The sequence below is a fragment of the Arthrobacter sp. B2060 genome (assembly GCF_059090445.1).
The window spans coordinates 132,988-149,175 of sequence record NZ_JBNHFR010000002.1; the positions used below are offsets into that span (position 1 = coordinate 132,988).

Annotated in this window: 11 protein-coding genes; 6 read left to right on the forward strand and 5 right to left on the reverse strand. The window is 66.7% G+C overall.

The annotated features are described in order from the left end of the window. Positions 1–11: 11 nt before the first annotated feature. The 4 genes from AC5RUM_RS05455 to sufU all read left to right on the forward strand — a co-directional run bounded on the left by AC5RUM_RS05455 (position 12) and on the right by sufU (position 7,860). The gene (locus tag AC5RUM_RS05455; protein ID WP_494033994.1) at positions 12–2,750 is read left to right on the forward strand and encodes a helix-turn-helix transcriptional regulator; all 2,739 of its coding nucleotides are present in this window, start codon (positions 12–14) and stop codon (positions 2,748–2,750) included. Further along, positions 2,728–5,562, forward strand: coding sequence for a LuxR C-terminal-related transcriptional regulator (locus tag AC5RUM_RS05460; RefSeq protein ID WP_494033995.1), 2,835 nt, complete (start codon positions 2,728–2,730; stop codon positions 5,560–5,562). Before AC5RUM_RS05455 ends, AC5RUM_RS05460 begins: the two co-directional genes overlap by 23 nt. A gap of 492 nt (positions 5,563–6,054) precedes the next feature. Beyond that, positions 6,055–7,380 carry a SufS family cysteine desulfurase gene (locus AC5RUM_RS05465; RefSeq protein ID WP_494033996.1) on the forward strand — a complete coding sequence of 442 codons (1,326 nt, stop codon included), beginning with the start codon at positions 6,055–6,057 and terminating at the stop codon, positions 7,378–7,380. Between the two features lie 30 nt (positions 7,381–7,410). Next, entirely contained in the window at positions 7,411–7,860 is a 450-nt protein-coding gene (gene sufU, locus AC5RUM_RS05470; RefSeq protein WP_400578066.1) for a Fe-S cluster assembly sulfur transfer protein SufU, read from the forward strand. A 65-nt stretch (positions 7,861–7,925) separates the two neighbouring features. Here sufU and AC5RUM_RS05475 read toward each other — a convergent pair whose 3' ends face one another. The 3 genes from AC5RUM_RS05475 to AC5RUM_RS05485 are packed head-to-tail and all read right to left on the reverse strand — an operon-like array spanning position 7,926 to position 10,261. Beyond that, positions 7,926–8,147 (reverse strand): SCO4848 family membrane protein, encoded by a 222-nt coding sequence (locus AC5RUM_RS05475; protein WP_494033997.1) that lies wholly within the window; start codon positions 8,145–8,147, stop codon positions 7,926–7,928. Positions 8,148–8,150: 3 nt separating this feature from the next. Continuing rightward, on the reverse strand, positions 8,151–8,648 hold the full coding sequence (locus tag AC5RUM_RS05480) for a DUF2505 domain-containing protein (RefSeq protein ID WP_494033998.1): 498 nt from the start codon (positions 8,646–8,648) through the stop codon (positions 8,151–8,153). Positions 8,649–8,695: 47 nt separating this feature from the next. After that, the gene (locus tag AC5RUM_RS05485; protein ID WP_494033999.1) at positions 8,696–10,261 is read right to left on the reverse strand and encodes an SDR family oxidoreductase; all 1,566 of its coding nucleotides are present in this window, start codon (positions 10,259–10,261) and stop codon (positions 8,696–8,698) included. Between the two features lie 202 nt (positions 10,262–10,463). Here AC5RUM_RS05485 and mfd point away from each other — a divergent pair, with 202 nt between their 5' ends. Further along, positions 10,464–14,135, forward strand: coding sequence for a transcription-repair coupling factor (gene mfd, locus AC5RUM_RS05490; protein WP_494034000.1), 3,672 nt, complete (start codon positions 10,464–10,466; stop codon positions 14,133–14,135). Between the two features lie 4 nt (positions 14,136–14,139). Beyond that, positions 14,140–14,964 carry a metal-dependent hydrolase gene (locus AC5RUM_RS05495; RefSeq protein WP_494034001.1) on the forward strand — a complete coding sequence of 275 codons (825 nt, stop codon included), beginning with the start codon at positions 14,140–14,142 and terminating at the stop codon, positions 14,962–14,964. 79 nt (positions 14,965–15,043) lie between these two features. Here AC5RUM_RS05495 and AC5RUM_RS05500 read toward each other — a convergent pair whose 3' ends face one another. Further along, positions 15,044–15,277: a hypothetical protein gene (locus AC5RUM_RS05500; RefSeq protein ID WP_400578056.1), complete on the reverse strand. Its 234-nt coding sequence runs from the start codon at positions 15,275–15,277 to the stop codon at positions 15,044–15,046. Positions 15,278–15,327: 50 nt separating this feature from the next. After that, positions 15,328–16,068, reverse strand: a complete 741-nt coding sequence (gene deoC, locus AC5RUM_RS05505; protein ID WP_494034002.1) for a deoxyribose-phosphate aldolase — start codon at positions 16,066–16,068, stop codon at positions 15,328–15,330. Positions 16,069–16,188: the final 120 nt, after the last annotated feature.

Consider the following 16,188-nt stretch of genomic DNA (forward strand, 5'->3'; position numbering starts at 1 on the left):
AGGAAAAGTTCATGTCAAATGAGCCACTGAGCTGGGGGCGTGGGTCTACGGCGGGGGTGCTGGCGGGACCAGGCGCTTCAGCCGGCGGAACGGACCTTCAACGTTGGTCGGTCCCAGCGCGCAGCGCCGACCTTGAATCCATCCGTAATGCCCTGACGGATCCCGACTCCCTCGGCGTCGTCATCACCGGTGCCCGCGGCGTCGGCAAATCCTCCTTGGCCAGGACCGCCGTGGCCGACCTTGGCCCGGACGTCTGGGCACTCCAGCTGCGCAGCCCGCTCACCGGTTCGCAGACCTCCTACGGCTGCCTGGCCTTCCTCCTGGCCCGCCTCCCGCAGTCAGCGATGGGGTCACCAACGGCCATCCTTCAGGGGATCACGTCACTGATCAAGAGCGACGCCGGCGGCAGGGAATGCATCATCACCCTGGACACCACAGGCATGATCGATGACATGAGCGCCGGCATCCTGCTGAACATCATGCTGACCCGCACGGCACGGGTTATCGCAATCGCCCCCGGTACCAGCGACCTGCCCGCAGACTTCCATTGGCTGCTGACGGACCGCCGCCTCACCGAGGTGCGGCTGGAAAACCTGAACGAGCTACAGACCCGGCAGGTACTGCTGACCCTGCTGGGGCACCGTGTGTCCGCATCCCTCGTGAGTACCTACCACGCCATCGTCGGCGGTAACCCGCTGCTGCTCAAGGCCCTTGTTACGGAGCAGCAGCAGTCCGGGAACCTCGTCCTCTCCGATTCTGTATGGACGTTGCGGGACAAAGTCATCCTTGACGGTGCCGCGGGCCTGGACGACATTGTCCGCTCCCGCTGGTCCCGCGAAACACCGGAAAGCCGCGAGGTCATGGAAATGCTGTCCTGCGCCCGCCGGGTGCCGCTCTCGCGGCTGACCGAGCTGTACGGCACGGACATCGTGGCTGACATGGAGGACGCAGGGCTTCTAAAGGTGGGGGACACCGAGGTCCGCTGGGTGTCCCTGCGGGAACAGTACCTGGGGGATGTCGTACGGTCCTGGCTGAGCATCTCCCGGCGCCGGGAGCTAAGAAGGGAGCTGCTCGGCGACAAGGAACCCGAGCTGACAAAACTGAGCCTGGAAGAGCGCATTGAGTTCGCCGCATGGACGAGGGAATGCCAGGCCGAGCTCAGCCCGGCCATGGCGGTGGCCGCGGCCGAGGCGGCCGTGCAGATGTTCGACCCCCGCTTTGCCCTGAGCTGCGTCGAAGGACTTAAGAGGACCGACCCGGAGTGGGTGGCCGGGCAGCAACACAAGGCCACGGCTTACCTCCTGCTGGACCTGCCGCTCCAGGCAATGGACGCCCTGGACGGCATTTCCCAGGCCCAGCTCGACCAGTTGGGCGTGGAGGAATTCGCCCGGGTTGTGGCTGCGAAGTGCAGGGTGATGATGTGGCTGCCGGAGTTGTGCGACAAGGTGCCGGCGGAGATTACCGACGCCCGGCGGCGCCTGGGCGTTGCACCGGGACTGGCGAGCAGCTGGCCGGACGCGCTGGGCGCGGCTGCCAATGTCATCACGCTGGCAGAGTTTGAATACCGGTCTTTCATAGGCGACTACGCGCCGATGATCCCGGCCCTTGAGGAGGCCGCCGATCCTGCGATCAACAGGGATCCAGGCTTCCGCATCCAGTCGGCCCTGATCCTGATGCACGCCCTATCTGCGGTGGGCAGGGAGATGGACGCCCTCCAGCTCATGCGGCGGGTCGGGGGGCAACTTTCGGATGCAGGCCCCATGACGGGGCTCCGCGAGATGTTTGCCATGACGGCTTTCTCCGTGCTGCTCCATGCGGGGCAGTGGCGGCGCTGCCTTGACCTGGTGGGTCCGCCCAAAGGGCATGAGGAACGCCGGCTGGCACACAGGACGTCCGCCATGGAACTGGCCACAGGCATCGCCTACGTATACTCGGGCCGCGGTGCCGTGGCCCTGGATTCCCTGCTGTCCGCCGTGGCCCAGCTGGAACTCCGTCCGGTCGTGAACATGCTGCAGGCCGCCTATGCCGCTACGGCTTTTGCCTACGCGCAGATCGGCAACGCCGGCCAGGCCCACAAGTACCTCGACAAGCTGCGGGGCGTACGCGGGCATTGCAATTTCCGTACGCGGAGCATTACTGATTTCTGCGCAGACATGGCAGGACGGTGGCTCGGCGATCCGGATGCCGTGAGACGGCTCCTGGACGCCGCCCGCAGGGACATCTCGGCGGGTCGCTATACGCTCGCCGGCATCAGCCTGCTTGGTGCCACGGTCAACGGAAGCGACGACGATTTCCGGCTCATGGAGGAGGTGGCCGGCCACCGGCAGGGGAAGCTGGCCGAGATTTCGCGGCTGATCGCCGTCGGCAGCCGCACCAAGGACGCCAAAGTGCTCTTGGAAGGCGCGCACCTCGCCGCGGAACTCGAGCTGGACGCCGTCGAGGCACGGTGCGTCGCGCTCGCCGTGGACTTTGCCAGGCATTCAGGCGATTCCGCATCGGCGCGTGTTGCCCAGGCCCGGTTGGACGCCCTCACAGCCACAGTTCCCAGCCTGCCGATCGTCCCGAGCAGCGGCAGCCCGCTCCTTACTGCACGGGAACGCCAGATTTCCCGCCTGGCGGGGCGGGGGGTGTCCAATCGGGACATTGCACTGGAAATCGGTGTCTCCGTCCGCACAGTCGAGGGCCACCTGTACCAGGTGTTTACGAAACTCGGCGTGACTTCGAGGGGTGATCTGCCTGGACTCGTCTAAGGGCCGTACCCAGAAGTCGGAACCGGCAGCAGACCACCGCCAGCTCACCGGACGGCGTGAAGTGATTGACCACGTCTGCGGCACCATCCGCAGCCGGTCAAACCAGGCCGTGTTCCTGATGGCCGGGCCGGGCCTCGGTAAGACCTCGCTCACGGACGCCGTCAGTGAGAATCTGTCCGCCGAAATGACCATCCTTCGGATCCACGGCAGTTCTTCACTCGCCAAGGTCCCTTATGGCGTGTTGGCGCCCTACACAGCCTCTCTCCCGCTGGAAGAGGCAGACTCGCCCGTGGCAGTACTGAGGGCTGTGTGGGCCTATTTCCAGGAGCTCAAGGCAGGCAAGGACGTGCCGTTGCTCCTTGTCATTGACGATGCCCACCACCTTGATGAAGCCACGGCGAACATGGTGGTGGACATGATGTCGGCCGGGTGGGCCGGCGTCTTGGCGTCGGGGCGTCCCCGCCCCGGACTGCCGCAGGCATTGAACCAGTTGTGGTACGACGGCCAGGCAGAGCGGATCGATCTCCGGCCCCTCAACGGGGAGCAGGTGACGGAAGTCGTGGAGCACGCGCTCCACGGGACGGTCCCGGCCAACACGGTGCAGTCACTGTGGTCCGCTTCGGGCGGAAACCCCATGCTCCTGGACTGCCTTCTGCGTGATGCGGTCGAAGCGGGCATCCTTGCCAAGAGGAACGGGATTTGGCTGCTGCTGGGGCCTCTGCCGGCGGACGGGCCCAGGCTGTCCGATGTTGTTGTCAAAGACCTCCTCCGCAGAACGCCCGAAGAACAGGACGCCCTGCGGCTCATCGCCCTGGCCGAGCCCGTGGACCGCGGCCTCATCGAAGACCTGTGTGGTGCCGCCGTGGTCCGGTCCCTGCTGGATCACCAGCTGGTGAGCGAATCCAGCGGACAGCACAGCCAACTGAGGATTTGGCACGCCATCCTTGGCGAAGCCATGCGGCACCAGGTGTCAGTTTCCCGAAGCCTCCAGCTGCGGCAGAAGATGGAGGGCCACATTGATCCGGTGACGGCCGGTGCCGAAGGCAGGCTGCGGCTGGTCGAGTGGTCGCTGGAGTGCGGGATGGATGTGTCCGACCCCGACTTGCTGGACGCTGCCTTGCTCGCCGCGGCGATGTTCAACAACTCCGGTGCGAGACTCATGGCAGACCACGTGACGGAACCCGCGCTGCGGGCCCGGGCTCAGTCCATCTCGGCCAGGGCACTCTTCAATGAAGGCAAATACCGGGAGGCTGCGGGTCTCCTGGACGGCTGCTGGCTGGAACTGGCAGCAGCCCCGGAGGCTCCTCACGTCCTCATGCTCAGGGCATCGGCACACCTGGCGCTCGGTAAGTCGGCCGAGCTGATCAGGGCCGAGTCGCGCCAGCAGCTCGCCGATGCCGGGAACGACCCCCAGGCCTCGTGGCAGGACCGTATCCACCATCTGCTGGAGATGGCTGAATCCGCTGACCACGAGGGGATCCGGAACGTTATCTCCTCCCTGGACGATGACGAAGGCTTGGAGGCAGCATCGGGAGGCCCTGGTTCCGGAGCCGTCAAAGCCAAGGTGGCCGTGGCCGGAGCCGCAGGGACGCGGGGCAGCACATCGGGATATGGCGAATCTGGGGACGCCGGAATCGAGCGCCAGAGGATCGAGCCGCTGCCTGCGGCGGTGACTGCGGCCACCAGCGCCGTCGCGCATGCCCTGCTCGCCGAGACCCTCGTCTCGGCCGGGCTTGCCCATCAGGCCCACGACGCCGCTCTCGCAGCGGCACCCTCCATGGAGGCACTCCAGGGCGGCCTGTACTTCTTCAACGAGTTCGTCCTGACGCGCCTGGTTTCAGCCTCGCTCGCGGCCGGCAACTGGGAGACTTCGGAGCACGAACTGGCCAGCCCCCATGCTGAGGAAAACGAAGGGGCGGCCACCTTCGGCGGGGGTTTCCACGTCCTCCGCGGGCTGGGTCTCCTCCGGCAAGGACAGCTGGAGCGTGCCTACCAGGTGCTACTGCCCGCCGTCGAAGCCCTTCGCATCAATGATCCACTCCAGCAGTTCCGGTTCGGCACGGCGCTCGCCTTTTACGCGGCCGCACGGCTGGGGGACGGCGCACAGGCCCAGCGCCTCGAACAGGACTTGATTGCCGCCAGGCACGCCAGCGGGCCCGGCTGTGAGCTCCTCGCAGAGGCCTATGCGGCAGCGGCTGCCGAATATCTCGACCGCAAGGGCAGCGGCCTGGCCAAGCTTCGGGAGCTGGCAGCGTCACCGCGTGTTGTTGCCCAGCCGGGAACCAGGCTGGAATGCCTGATCCTCTGTTCCGATCTCGGGGACCGATCGGTGGTCGACGAGATTTCGTCCCTTGCCGACTACGTTGAAGGCCGCTGGGCCGCGGGCTGGCATCAGCTTGCCCAGGCCTGGGCCAGCGAGGATGCCGACGTGCTCATGGAAACGGCTGCCGGCCTTGAGGAGGCAGGCCTGGTCAACCTGGCCAGGGAAGGCTATGCCCGGGCCGGTGCCATCCTGGACGCCGCGGGGGAGCGGCGACGCGCGCGGCAGGCCGTGGCCCACCGCGAAAAGTGCGACCAGGAGCTGGGTGAGCGGTTCCGGGAGAGCCCGTTCGTTGCCTCCGTCCCGAGCGTCCATCTGACCCGCCGCGAGCGTGACATCGTCGAGCTGGCAGTGCAAGGGCTGTCCGACCGGGAGATCGCCCAGCAGCTGATGGTGTCGGTGAGGACCGTTGAGGGGCATCTGTACCGGAGCTACGTCAAGCTCGGTGTGCGCCGGCGGGACGAGCTCGCCCTTGCCCTTCCGAAGAAGTAGCCTGCCGAAGAAGTAGCTTCGCATGGTGCGCGAAACCCTCCACACGCGGCGCAAACGCAGTGGAAACGCCCCTTTTGCCTGCCGTCTGAGCCCTCTTGCGCTGCGCCCTGCTCGGCATTTGTCCCCTGTCCCGCCGGCGACACCCCTACCTGCGGAAACCAGTAGCCGACTACCCGAAAAAACGAGTACTCGATACTCGTGCTGTAGGACCCGGTACGCGATTAACTGTTACTGGCAGCAGAAACCGGTGGCGAAGTCACCGCCGAAGCTGCCACCAAGATCTTCCAGGTCTCGCAGTGAAAGAACTTCCGGTCCGAGGGGCCGGGTTCAGGCGGGGCCGGCGACGTCAGAGCCTTCTGAGACCGAGGCTCTCCCCCCAGCCGTCGCCGGCCCTTACTTCTGCCTTCTGACAGGCCCTGCCCATGACTATCCGCGGGGATACGGCGCTGTGGGACAATTGAGGGGTACCTCAAGGCATCCCAAGGAGTCCCATTGGCCGTAGTAACAACGCCAACCACGCTGGAGCGTGCGCTTCCCGCGATGGATAATGCCGAGGTCCTCCGGATCCGAAACGACTTTCCGGTCCTGGACCAGCTGGTCAACGGCCGCCCCCTCGTTTATCTGGACTCCGGTGCCACGTCGCAGAATCCGCTGAGCGTGATCGAGGCCGAACAGGAATTCTACGAGCAGCGCAACGCCGCCGTGCACCGCGGCGCCCACCACCTTGCCGTCGAAGCCACTGAGGTGTTCGAGGACGCACGGCAGACCGTTGCCGATTTCGTAGGCGCGCAGTACGGGGAGATCGTGTGGACATCCAACGCCACCGAAGGCCTGAACCTGATCAGCTACGCGCTCTCCAATGCAAGCCTGTGGGCTGCTCAGGGCCGCGGTGATGCCCGGCTGCGGGAGCTCGGGCTCGGCCCCGGGGACGAAATCGTGGTCACCGAAATGGAGCACCACGCCAACCTCATTCCCTGGCAGGAGCTGGCGTACCGGACCGGTGCCGTGCTGCGATACATCCCCGTCGACGACTCGGGGAAACTTCACCTGGACCAGGCAGCCGAGATCGTGGGGGAGCGTACGCGGCTTCTTGCGTTTACGCACGCGTCCAACGTGCTCGGCACGATCAATCCAGTGGCGGAGCTCGTCGCCATTGCCCGGCGGGCCGGAGCACTGGTGGTGCTGGATGCATGCCAGTCGGCGCCGCACCTGTCCCTCGACGTCAAGCAGCTGGACGTCGACTTTGCCGTCTTTTCAGGCCACAAGATGCTTGGCCCCACCGGCATTGGCGTGCTTTACGGCAAGCAGGACCTTCTGGACGTGCTGCCGCCGTTCCTGACCGGCGGTTCCATGATCACCACCGTCACCATGGAACGGGCCGAATACCTGGCCGCGCCGCAGAGGTTCGAGGCCGGGACCCAGAAGATCTCCCAGGCCGTGGCGCTCGCCGCCGCCGTCAATTACCTGACCGAGACCGGCATAGACCGCGTGCACCGCTGGGAGTCCGAACTCGGCCAGCGCATGGTGGCGGGCCTTGAAGCCATTGAAGGCATCCGTGTCCTCGGACCGGCTGCCGGACAGGACCGCATCGGGTTGGCAGCGTTCGACGTCGCGGGTGTTCACGCGCACGACGTCGGCCAGTTCCTGGACGCACGTGGAATCGCCGTCCGCGTGGGTCACCACTGCGCCCAGCCTCTGCATCGGCGCCTTGGCCTGACGGCCACAACACGGGCCAGCGCCTACTTGTACAACACCACCGACGACGTCGACGAATTCCTGGATGCCGTCTCCGGAGTCCGCGCCTACTTCCGCGCCTAGTGCCGGAACCCTGAAGACAGGTACCGCAGCATGAGCCTCGACCAGCTTTACCAGCAGATCATCCTGGACCACTCCAAAGCCCGGCATGGCAGCGGCCTGGCAGAAACGCCAGTGCCGGAGGGCGCATCCACCGGCCAGTCGCACCAGCTGAACCCTGTCTGCGGCGACGAGGTGACCCTCCGGGTTGCCGTGGACCATGGCACCGTTGCGCAGCTGGCGTGGGACGGTGCAGGCTGCTCCATTTCCATGGCTTCCGCCTCCGTCCTGAGCGAGATGGCCGAAGGCATGTCGGTTGAGGAGTTGCGCTCGGTGATCGGCAATTTCCGGGAGGTCCTCCGTTCACGCGGCAAGGTCCACGCAGATCCCGAGGTGCTGGGAGACGCCGCCGCATTTGAAGGGGTGGCCCGCTACGCGGCGCGCGTGAAGTGCGCCATGATTTCCTGGGTTGCCGCGGAGGACGCGCTCAACCAGGCAGCCTAGTTATATAGCCAGGCAGGCGGCCCGGCTGTACAGCCAAGCGCTGGCCGTACAGCTGGGGCAGCCAGCTAGCTCATCAGCCCGGCAATCCCGATCCCGGCCGTGGCCGCCCCCAGGATCATGGACACCGTCACCAGCACGATGTGCACCGTGAGGAACTTGGTGGCCTTGCCTGCGGCGTCCCGCGCCCTCGGGTCCTTCATGACCCGGCGCAGGAACTGCGGCCACACCACGAGCGACCAGAACCCCGAAATAATCAGGACCCAGGCAAGGATCGCGGGGATGTCCATCGCCTAGTGGCTTTCGAGCCAGGCCTGCGCCTGCTGGGACTGGATGTTCAGGGCCTTGCCAACCATGGGCTCGGCGGCGTCGGCGATCTTGCCGCCCAGGAACGGCACGGAAGAGCTGACGTTGCCCTCGAGTTCAACCCGGGTGCTGCCGCCGTCTGCAACGAGCCGCTGGACCGCCGAGACATCGATCGGGGCTCCGGCGATCTTCAGGGAGATGGTGCTCTGCCGGGAACCGTCGACGGCGGGGGCGTCCCAGTTTTCCACCTGTGTCACCTTGAGCGTGTCGCCGACGAACTTGCGGGCAATTTCCGGCAGCCGGGTGGTCGGGAGCGTGCGCACGGACGTGGTGCTGAAGGCTCCGGCAACGTCTCCGTCCACGGTGAAGGATTCGAGGCTGCCGCCAACGTATTCGCTGGTGTGGCGCTGGAAGTCTTCGTTCGTGAAGACGGCGGTGACGCTTTCGACGCCGTGGGGCAGGGTAGTGGAAGCACTCAGTGCCATGGATCCTCCATTGTTGTGGGGTCAAAACGCTTTTTGCTCCACACATCCTACGGGGTTGCCTGCGTCTCCCTGGCACCGTGTCCATTGCCGCCGGCCTGTTCCGCACCGGCGATCTTCCGGGCGGCGGCGATGATATTGCGTGACATGGCCGGAAAGATGAGGCTGTGGAACGGAAGGACGGCCAGCCAATAGAGCCGCCCGCTGAGTCCCTTCGGGAAGAAGATGGCCCGCTGCCGGTAACGGCTCCCGTTCCCGTCGGGTTCCACGCCAAGTTCCAGCCAGGCTCGTCCCGGTGCGCGCATTTCGGCCCGCAGCCGGAGCAGCTTTCCCCGCTCGATCCGCTCCACGCGCCACCAGTCCACCACCTCGCCTGCGACGAGGTGGTGGGGGTGCCGGCGGCCCCGGAGCAGGCCTGCTCCGCCGGAGAGCTTGTCCAGCCAGCCGCGCACGCTCCAGGCCAGCGGCAGCGAATACCAGCCGTTGCGGCCGCCGATGCCCTCGATGACGGTCCACACGTGCGCGGGGTCCACGTCGCCGTGGAAGCTCCGCTCGTCCACGTACACTGTGTGTCCCGCCCAGTCCGGGTCGCTCGGCAGGGGATCCGCGTCCGCCCCGGCATTGGCCCACGTTGTCTCCACCTGTCCGTCGCGTTCCTTCCCCAGCGCGAGGGCCACCGCCGTGCGGTAGCCGGTCAGGCCGCCGTCGGGCTGGCTGATGTAGTTGTCGATGTCGTGTTCGGCGGAGACGGCGTCGTGCTGCAGCGATTGCACCAGCGGGACGGACATGGACAGCGGAATGGGGGTCACGAGCGCCACCCAGAGGCCGGCCAGCCGGGGCGCGGGGATGGGGAGCGCCAGCACCAGCCGCAGCGGCAGCCCGGCCTCGGCCGCATATTCCTTCATCATGCCGGCGTAGCTCAGAACGTCCCGAGAGCCGATGTCGAAGGTACGGTTGACCCGCTCTTCCAAGGACGCGGCCCCAACCAGGTAGTGCAGCACGTCCCGAACGGCGATGGCTTCGATGCGGTTTCGCACCCAGCTGGGCGCGGGCATGACGGGCAGGGTTTCCGAAAGGTGCCGGATCATTTCGAAGGACGCGGAGCCGGAACCGATCACCACTCCGGCCTGGAACACGATGGCATCCACGGGACCGGACAGGAAGACTTCGCCGACGGCCTCGCGGGAGCGCAAATGCGTCGACAGTTCGATGTTGCGGGGGTGGAGCCCGCCCAGGTAGACGATCCGCTGCACATCGGCTGCCGCAGCCGCGTTGGCCACGAGCTCAGCCATGGCCTTTTCCTTGGCCTCGAAGCCGGAGCCGGCCGCCATGGAGTGCACCAGGTAATACAGGACATCGACGCCCTTGAGCGCGTCCTCCACGGCGGCAGCATCGTCGAGGCTGGAACGCACCACCTCGACGTCGTTGAACCACGGCACGCCGGCGATCTTGTCGGGGGAGCGGACCAGCACCTTGACCCGGTGCCCTGCGTCGAGCAGCCGGGGGACCAGCCTGCCGCCGATGTAGCCCGTGGCGCCGGTGACCAGCACAGTCCGGCCGCTGCTGTTGCCCTTCCGGGTGTCTGCACTGCTGTCATTTCCGGTCTGGTCGCTCACGGGAGCCTCCTTGGGATGGCGGCATTGCCGGGTCCGACGCCACCTGCCAAGCAAGCTTAGCAACGTGCCTGTCCCGCCCCGCCGGGGACCGCCGGATGCCGCCCGGTTCCCGGCGCGGTAGGCTGGGATGACCCGGCATTCTCCCGAATTTCGGGTTTTCGTGTTGCCTGCGTTCACAGTGAATATTCCAGGAGATCCTGCCATGAGCCCCACCGGCCAGCCCAGCAAAGGCCAGCCCCTCAACGGCCTGCGGCGCGCCCTTGCCGCAGACAAGACTTTCGCCCGCGTCCAGGCGGAGGCGTCCCGGAGCTTCAGCGTGCGCAGTGAGGATTACCAGGTCAGCGCACCCGCAGGTCTCCGCGCGGTGCTGCTGGCCGAGATGGCGGAGGGGCTGGAGAATGCCGGCGGCGTCCGTCCCGGCATCGTGCTGGCCGTCACGGCGACCGGCCGTGAGGCAGAGGATCTCGCGGCGGCGCTGCGCGCGTACCTCCCCGCCGACTCCGTGGCGGAGTTCCCCAGCTGGGAGACGCTGCCGCACGAACGGCTGTCGCCGCGCTCGGACACCGTGGGGCGGAGGCTTTCCGTGCTGCGCCGGCTGGCCCACCCGGAAACCTCGACGGCGGGGCCCTTGCGGGTGGTGGTGGCTCCCGTTCGCGCCGTGGTCCAGCCGATCGTCGCCGGCTTGGGCGACCTGATCCCGGTCACCCTGAAGGTGGGCCAGGAGGTCCCTTTCGACAGTGTGATCCGCAGCCTCGCCGACGCCGCCTATGCGCGGGTGGACATGGTGACGCACCGCGGTGAGTTCGCCGTGCGCGGCGGCATCCTGGACGTCTTCCCGCCCACCGAGGACCACCCCATCCGCGTGGAGTTCTTCGGGGACGAGGTGGACCAGATGCGCTGGTTCGCCGTTGCCGACCAGCGGTCCCTCTCCTCGCCCGGCCTGCACCACCCCACCGAGCTCCACGCGCCGCCGTGCCGCGAAATCCTCATCACGCCGTCGGTGATGTCCCGGGCCGCCACGCTCAAATCCCAGCTGCCGGCGGCCGCGGACATGCTGGAGAAGATCGCGGGCGGCATCGCCGTGGAAGGCATGGAGTCGCTTGCCCCCGTGCTCGTGGACGCGATGGTTCCCCTCATGGAGCAGCTGCCCGCCGGGTCCATCTCCGTGGTGATCGAGCCGGAAAAGGTGCGCACCCGCGCCCACGACCTCGCCGCGACGAACGAGGAGTTCCTGGAGGCGGCGTGGTCCACGGCGTCCGACGGCGGCAAGGCGCCTCTGGCGCTGGATACTGTCCTCGGTTCGCAGGCTTCGACGGCCCTGCACTCGGCCAGTTTCCGCTCGCTGGGGGAGACCCGTTCATCGGCCTTGGCGCACGAGGTGTCCTGGTGGTCGATCACCTCGCTGGCCACCGATGAGGAGCTTGCGCCTGACATCGACGTGCTCAACCTTCATGCCCGGGAACCCCGGGGCTACCAGGGCGACGTGGCGGAGATGATGGATTTCATCGGCTCCCATGTGAAGGACCAGTGGCGGATCGTCGTGGCCACGGAGGGCCCGGGTCCGGCACAGCGGCTGGCGGAGCTGTTCCATGACGCCGATATCCCCTGTGCCCGCGTGGACTCCCTGGACCACGAGCCCCAGGCGGGCATTATCGAGGTGACCACCGCCGCCGTCGGGCGTGGTTTTGTCCTGGACGGGCTCAAACTCGGGCTGCTGACGGAGGCCGATCTGCTGGGGCGCACTTCGGCGGGTTCAACGAAGGACATGCGCCGCATGCCGTCTAAGCGGCGGAACGCCGTGGATCCCCTGCAGTTGCTGGCGGGCGACCACGTGGTGCACGAACAGCACGGCATTGGCAGGTTCGTGGAGCTGATCCAGCGCAAGGTGGCTGGCGGCGGCGACGGCGTGCGCGAGTATCTTGTGCTGGAGTATGCACCGTCCAAGCGCGGCGCCCCGGGCGACAGGCTGTTTGTTCCGACCGACCAGCTGGACCAGGTGACGCGGTATGTCGGCGGAGACACGCCGGTGCTCAGCAAGATGGGCGGCGCCGACTGGGCCAGCACCAAATCCAAGGCGCGCAAGGCAGTCAAGGAGATCGCGGGGGAACTCATCCGGCTTTACTCCGCGAGAATGGCCTCCCGCGGGTACGCCTTCGGCCCGGACACCCCGTGGCAGCGCGAGCTGGAGGAGGCGTTCCCTTATGTGGAGACCCCTGACCAGCTGACCACCATCAACGAGGTCAAGGCGGACATGGAGCGGGAAATCCCTATGGACCGGCTGGTCTCTGGTGACGTCGGCTACGGCAAGACCGAGATTGCCGTGCGCGCCGCGTTCAAGGCCGTCCAAGACGGCAAGCAGGTGGCGGTCCTCGTCCCCACCACGCTGCTGGCCCAGCAGCACTACGAGACATTTACCGAGCGGTTTTCCGGCTTTCCGCTGAGTGTGAAGCCGCTGTCCCGTTTCCAGGGTGCCAAGGAGGCCAAGGAAACGGTGGAGGGCGTGAAGAACGGCACCGTGGACGTCGTCATCGGCACGCACCGGCTGCTCTCCAAGGACTTTGACTTCAAGGACCTGGGCCTCGTCATCGTGGACGAGGAGCAGCGCTTTGGGGTGGAACACAAGGAAGCGCTCAAGAAGATGCGCACCAACGTGGATGTCCTGGCCATGAGTGCCACGCCTATTCCCCGCACCCTGGAAATGTCCCTGACCGGGATCCGCGAAACGTCCACGCTGGCAACGCCGCCGGAGGAGCGCCACCCGGTCCTCACCTACGTGGGCCCGTACACGGACAAACAGACGTCGGCCGCGATCCGCCGTGAACTCATGCGCGAGGGCCAGGTGTTCCTGGTGCACAACCGCGTCTCCACCATCGAACGCACGGCCGCAAAGATCCGAGAGCTGGTCCCTGAAGCCAGGGTGGAGGTGGCGCACGGACAAATGTCCGAAAGCCGCCTGGAGCAGATCATCGTGGACTTCTGGGAAAAGCGCTTCGACGTCCTGGTCTGCACCACCATCATCGAGACGGGCCTGGACATCTCCAACGCCAACACCCTGATCGTGGACGGCGCGGACAAGTACGGGCTGTCACAGCTCCACCAGCTCCGCGGACGTGTGGGCCGTGGACGCGAGCGGGCCTACGCGTACTTCCTCTACCCCTCGGAGAAGCCCCTGGGAGAAGTGGCCCTGGAGCGGCTCAAGGCCGTGGCCACCCACAACGAGCTCGGCGCCGGCATGCAGCTGGCCATGAAGGATCTTGAAATCCGTGGCGCGGGCAACCTGCTTGGCGGTGAACAGTCCGGCCACATCCAGGGCGTCGGTTTCGACCTCTACATCCGGCTCGTGGGCGAGGCCGTGGCCGACTACCGCGGCGAGGCCGAGGAAAAGGCCGCCGAGATGAAGATCGAGCTTCCCGTCAACGCCCACCTGCCGCACGACTACGTGCCGGGCGAACGCCTCAGACTGGAGGCCTACCGGAAGCTTGCTGCAGCCGTGACGAACGAGGCGATCGACGAGGTCCTTGCGGAGCTCGTGGACCGCTATGGCGAGCCGCCGCTGCCCGCCCAGAACCTCGTGGCCGTGGCGCGTTTCCGCGTGGGCGCGCGGGAAGCCGGGCTGTCCGACGTCGCGCTGCAGGGCAACTTCATCCGCTTCTCTCCCGCGCAGCTGCCGGAATCGAAGACCATGCGGCTCAACCGCATGTACCCAGGTGCGCAGTCCAAGCCGGCCCTCGACGCGGTGCTCATCCCGAAGCCGAAGACGGCGAAGATCGGCGGCCGCGACCTGCAGGACGCCGAGATCCTGGAGTGGGCCAACGGCGTGATCAGGAATATCTTCTCCGACGCCCCGCTTGCCGCGCCGGCAGTCGGCGGCTGAGCCGATGATGGGAGGACACCACGCCGCGTCAGGGGCCGCGGCGTGGGTGGCTGTTGCCTCGACTGGCCCCTATGCGCTGGGCTGGTATCCGCTGGATCCCGTCGGTGTGCTGATCGGCGGGATGGCGACGGCGGGCACCGCCCTGGTATGCGACTGGGACCACCGCTCGAGCACCATTGCCCACTCGCTGCCGCCACTGTCCAATGCGATTGCGCGGGGGATCGAGAACGCAAGCGGAGGGCACCGGCAGGGGACGCATTCGGTGCTTGGGGCGGCTTTCTTCGTTGTGCTCGCTGCCATGGCCGGGCAGATCCAGCTGCAGACCCACTGGGGACTGCTCTCGGTCGGCGCCGGCCTGCTGTGCATGTTCATGATCAATATCGCGGCGAAGGCCCTGAAACTGTTCCCCAAGTCGGGCTTCATCAGCAATTGGATCTTCGCCCTGACAATGGCAGGGCTGGTGACGTGGTTCGCACCGGACCAGTGGACCTGGCTGCCGGTCTCCATGCTGATCGGCGTCGTGGTCCACATCGTGGGGGACCTCGTGACCGTCGGGGGCGTGCCGCTGCTCTGGCCGCTCGTCATCAGGCCGCCGAAGGCCCTGCGCCGGCTGCCGCTGCTGAAAAATGTCTGGCGGCCCAACGGGGCACTGTCCATTCCGGTCCTGGGGCGTGCCGGATCCCGGCGGGAATGGCTGGTGCTCATACCGGTCAGCGGCTATGCGATGGCGGGGATGTTCGGGGCAGCGTGGTCCCTGGCCGGCATGCACGTTCCGGCGGCTGCGGCGCTCGTCGCCAAGCTGGCGAGCGGACTGCCTGGCATTCCCTGAGCAGGCACTTAGCTTGAGCGGGTACCTAAAAGGCCGCAGCCCCGGGACGTTCCGGGGCTGCGGCTTTTTGTAAGGGGGCTCAGTGCTCGCCGGCGGAGTCCGAGCGGCCGAGGATGGTCTGCGGGATCCAGAACGCGAGGGCGAACAGGCCCAGGCACACGGCCATCGGCCAGGGGTTGCCCAGCGTCAGGAAGGACAGCGAGTAAATGGACCCCAGGAACAGGGCCATCATTACGACGAAGAGGACAATGCTGGTGACCAGGCTGTTCTCGTTCTGGGGTGTCTTGACCTGCGTGGTGGTCTTGCTGGACATTCATTCCTCCTCGGCCCCGCGGGGCTCAAACTGTGGCGGCTGCCGGCGGATCAGTAGGCGGACGAACCCTGTTCGCCTTTGACGATCGCGATTCCGGAGCTGGCACCAATACGTGTTGCACCTGCAGCAATCATAGCCTGAGCGTCTGCCAGGGAACGCACTCCGCCGGACGCCTTGACACCGATGCGGGGACCGACCGTCCGGCGCATCAGGGCAACATCCTCCACCGTGGCACCGCCGCCGTTGAAGCCGGTGGAGGTTTTGACGAAGTCGGCTCCTGCCTCCACGGCGGCCTCACAGGCCAGGACCTTTTGGTCGTCGTCGAGCAGGGCGGTCTCGATGATGACCTTCAGAATGGCTTCACCGCCGTGCACGGCCTCGGCCACGGCCTTGATGTCGTCCACGAGCGCGCCCTTGTCCGAGGCACGGGCATCGGCGATGTTGATGACCATGTCGATCTCGTCCGCCCCGTCCAGCACGGCGCCGCGCGCCTCGAAGGCCTTGACATCGCTGGGCGTGGCTCCGAGCGGGAACCCCACCACCGAGCACGTCAGCACGCCGGAGCCCTTGAGCGCTTTCTTCACGGTCTTCACCCAGACGGGGTTAACGCAGACGGACTTGAACCGGTACTCGGCAGCCTCGGCGCAGACCTTGAGGATCTCCGCCGCGCTGGCTTCCGGCTTGAGCAGTGTGTGGTCAATGTAGGACGCCATGTTGGACGGTTCAGCGCCGGCAGGGATCCCTTCGGGGCTGGTTGCGGTGCCCGCTCCCGGGCTGGCTTCGTTGCTCATGCTGGTCCTTTCCACGGGCCTCGTGGCCACAGGATCCGCGGGTGTCGCGGGTCCCTGAGTGACCATCTTGCCATAGCCCGAGGTGGCCAGCCGGGGCTAACGCGGCGGCACCCAGCGGGG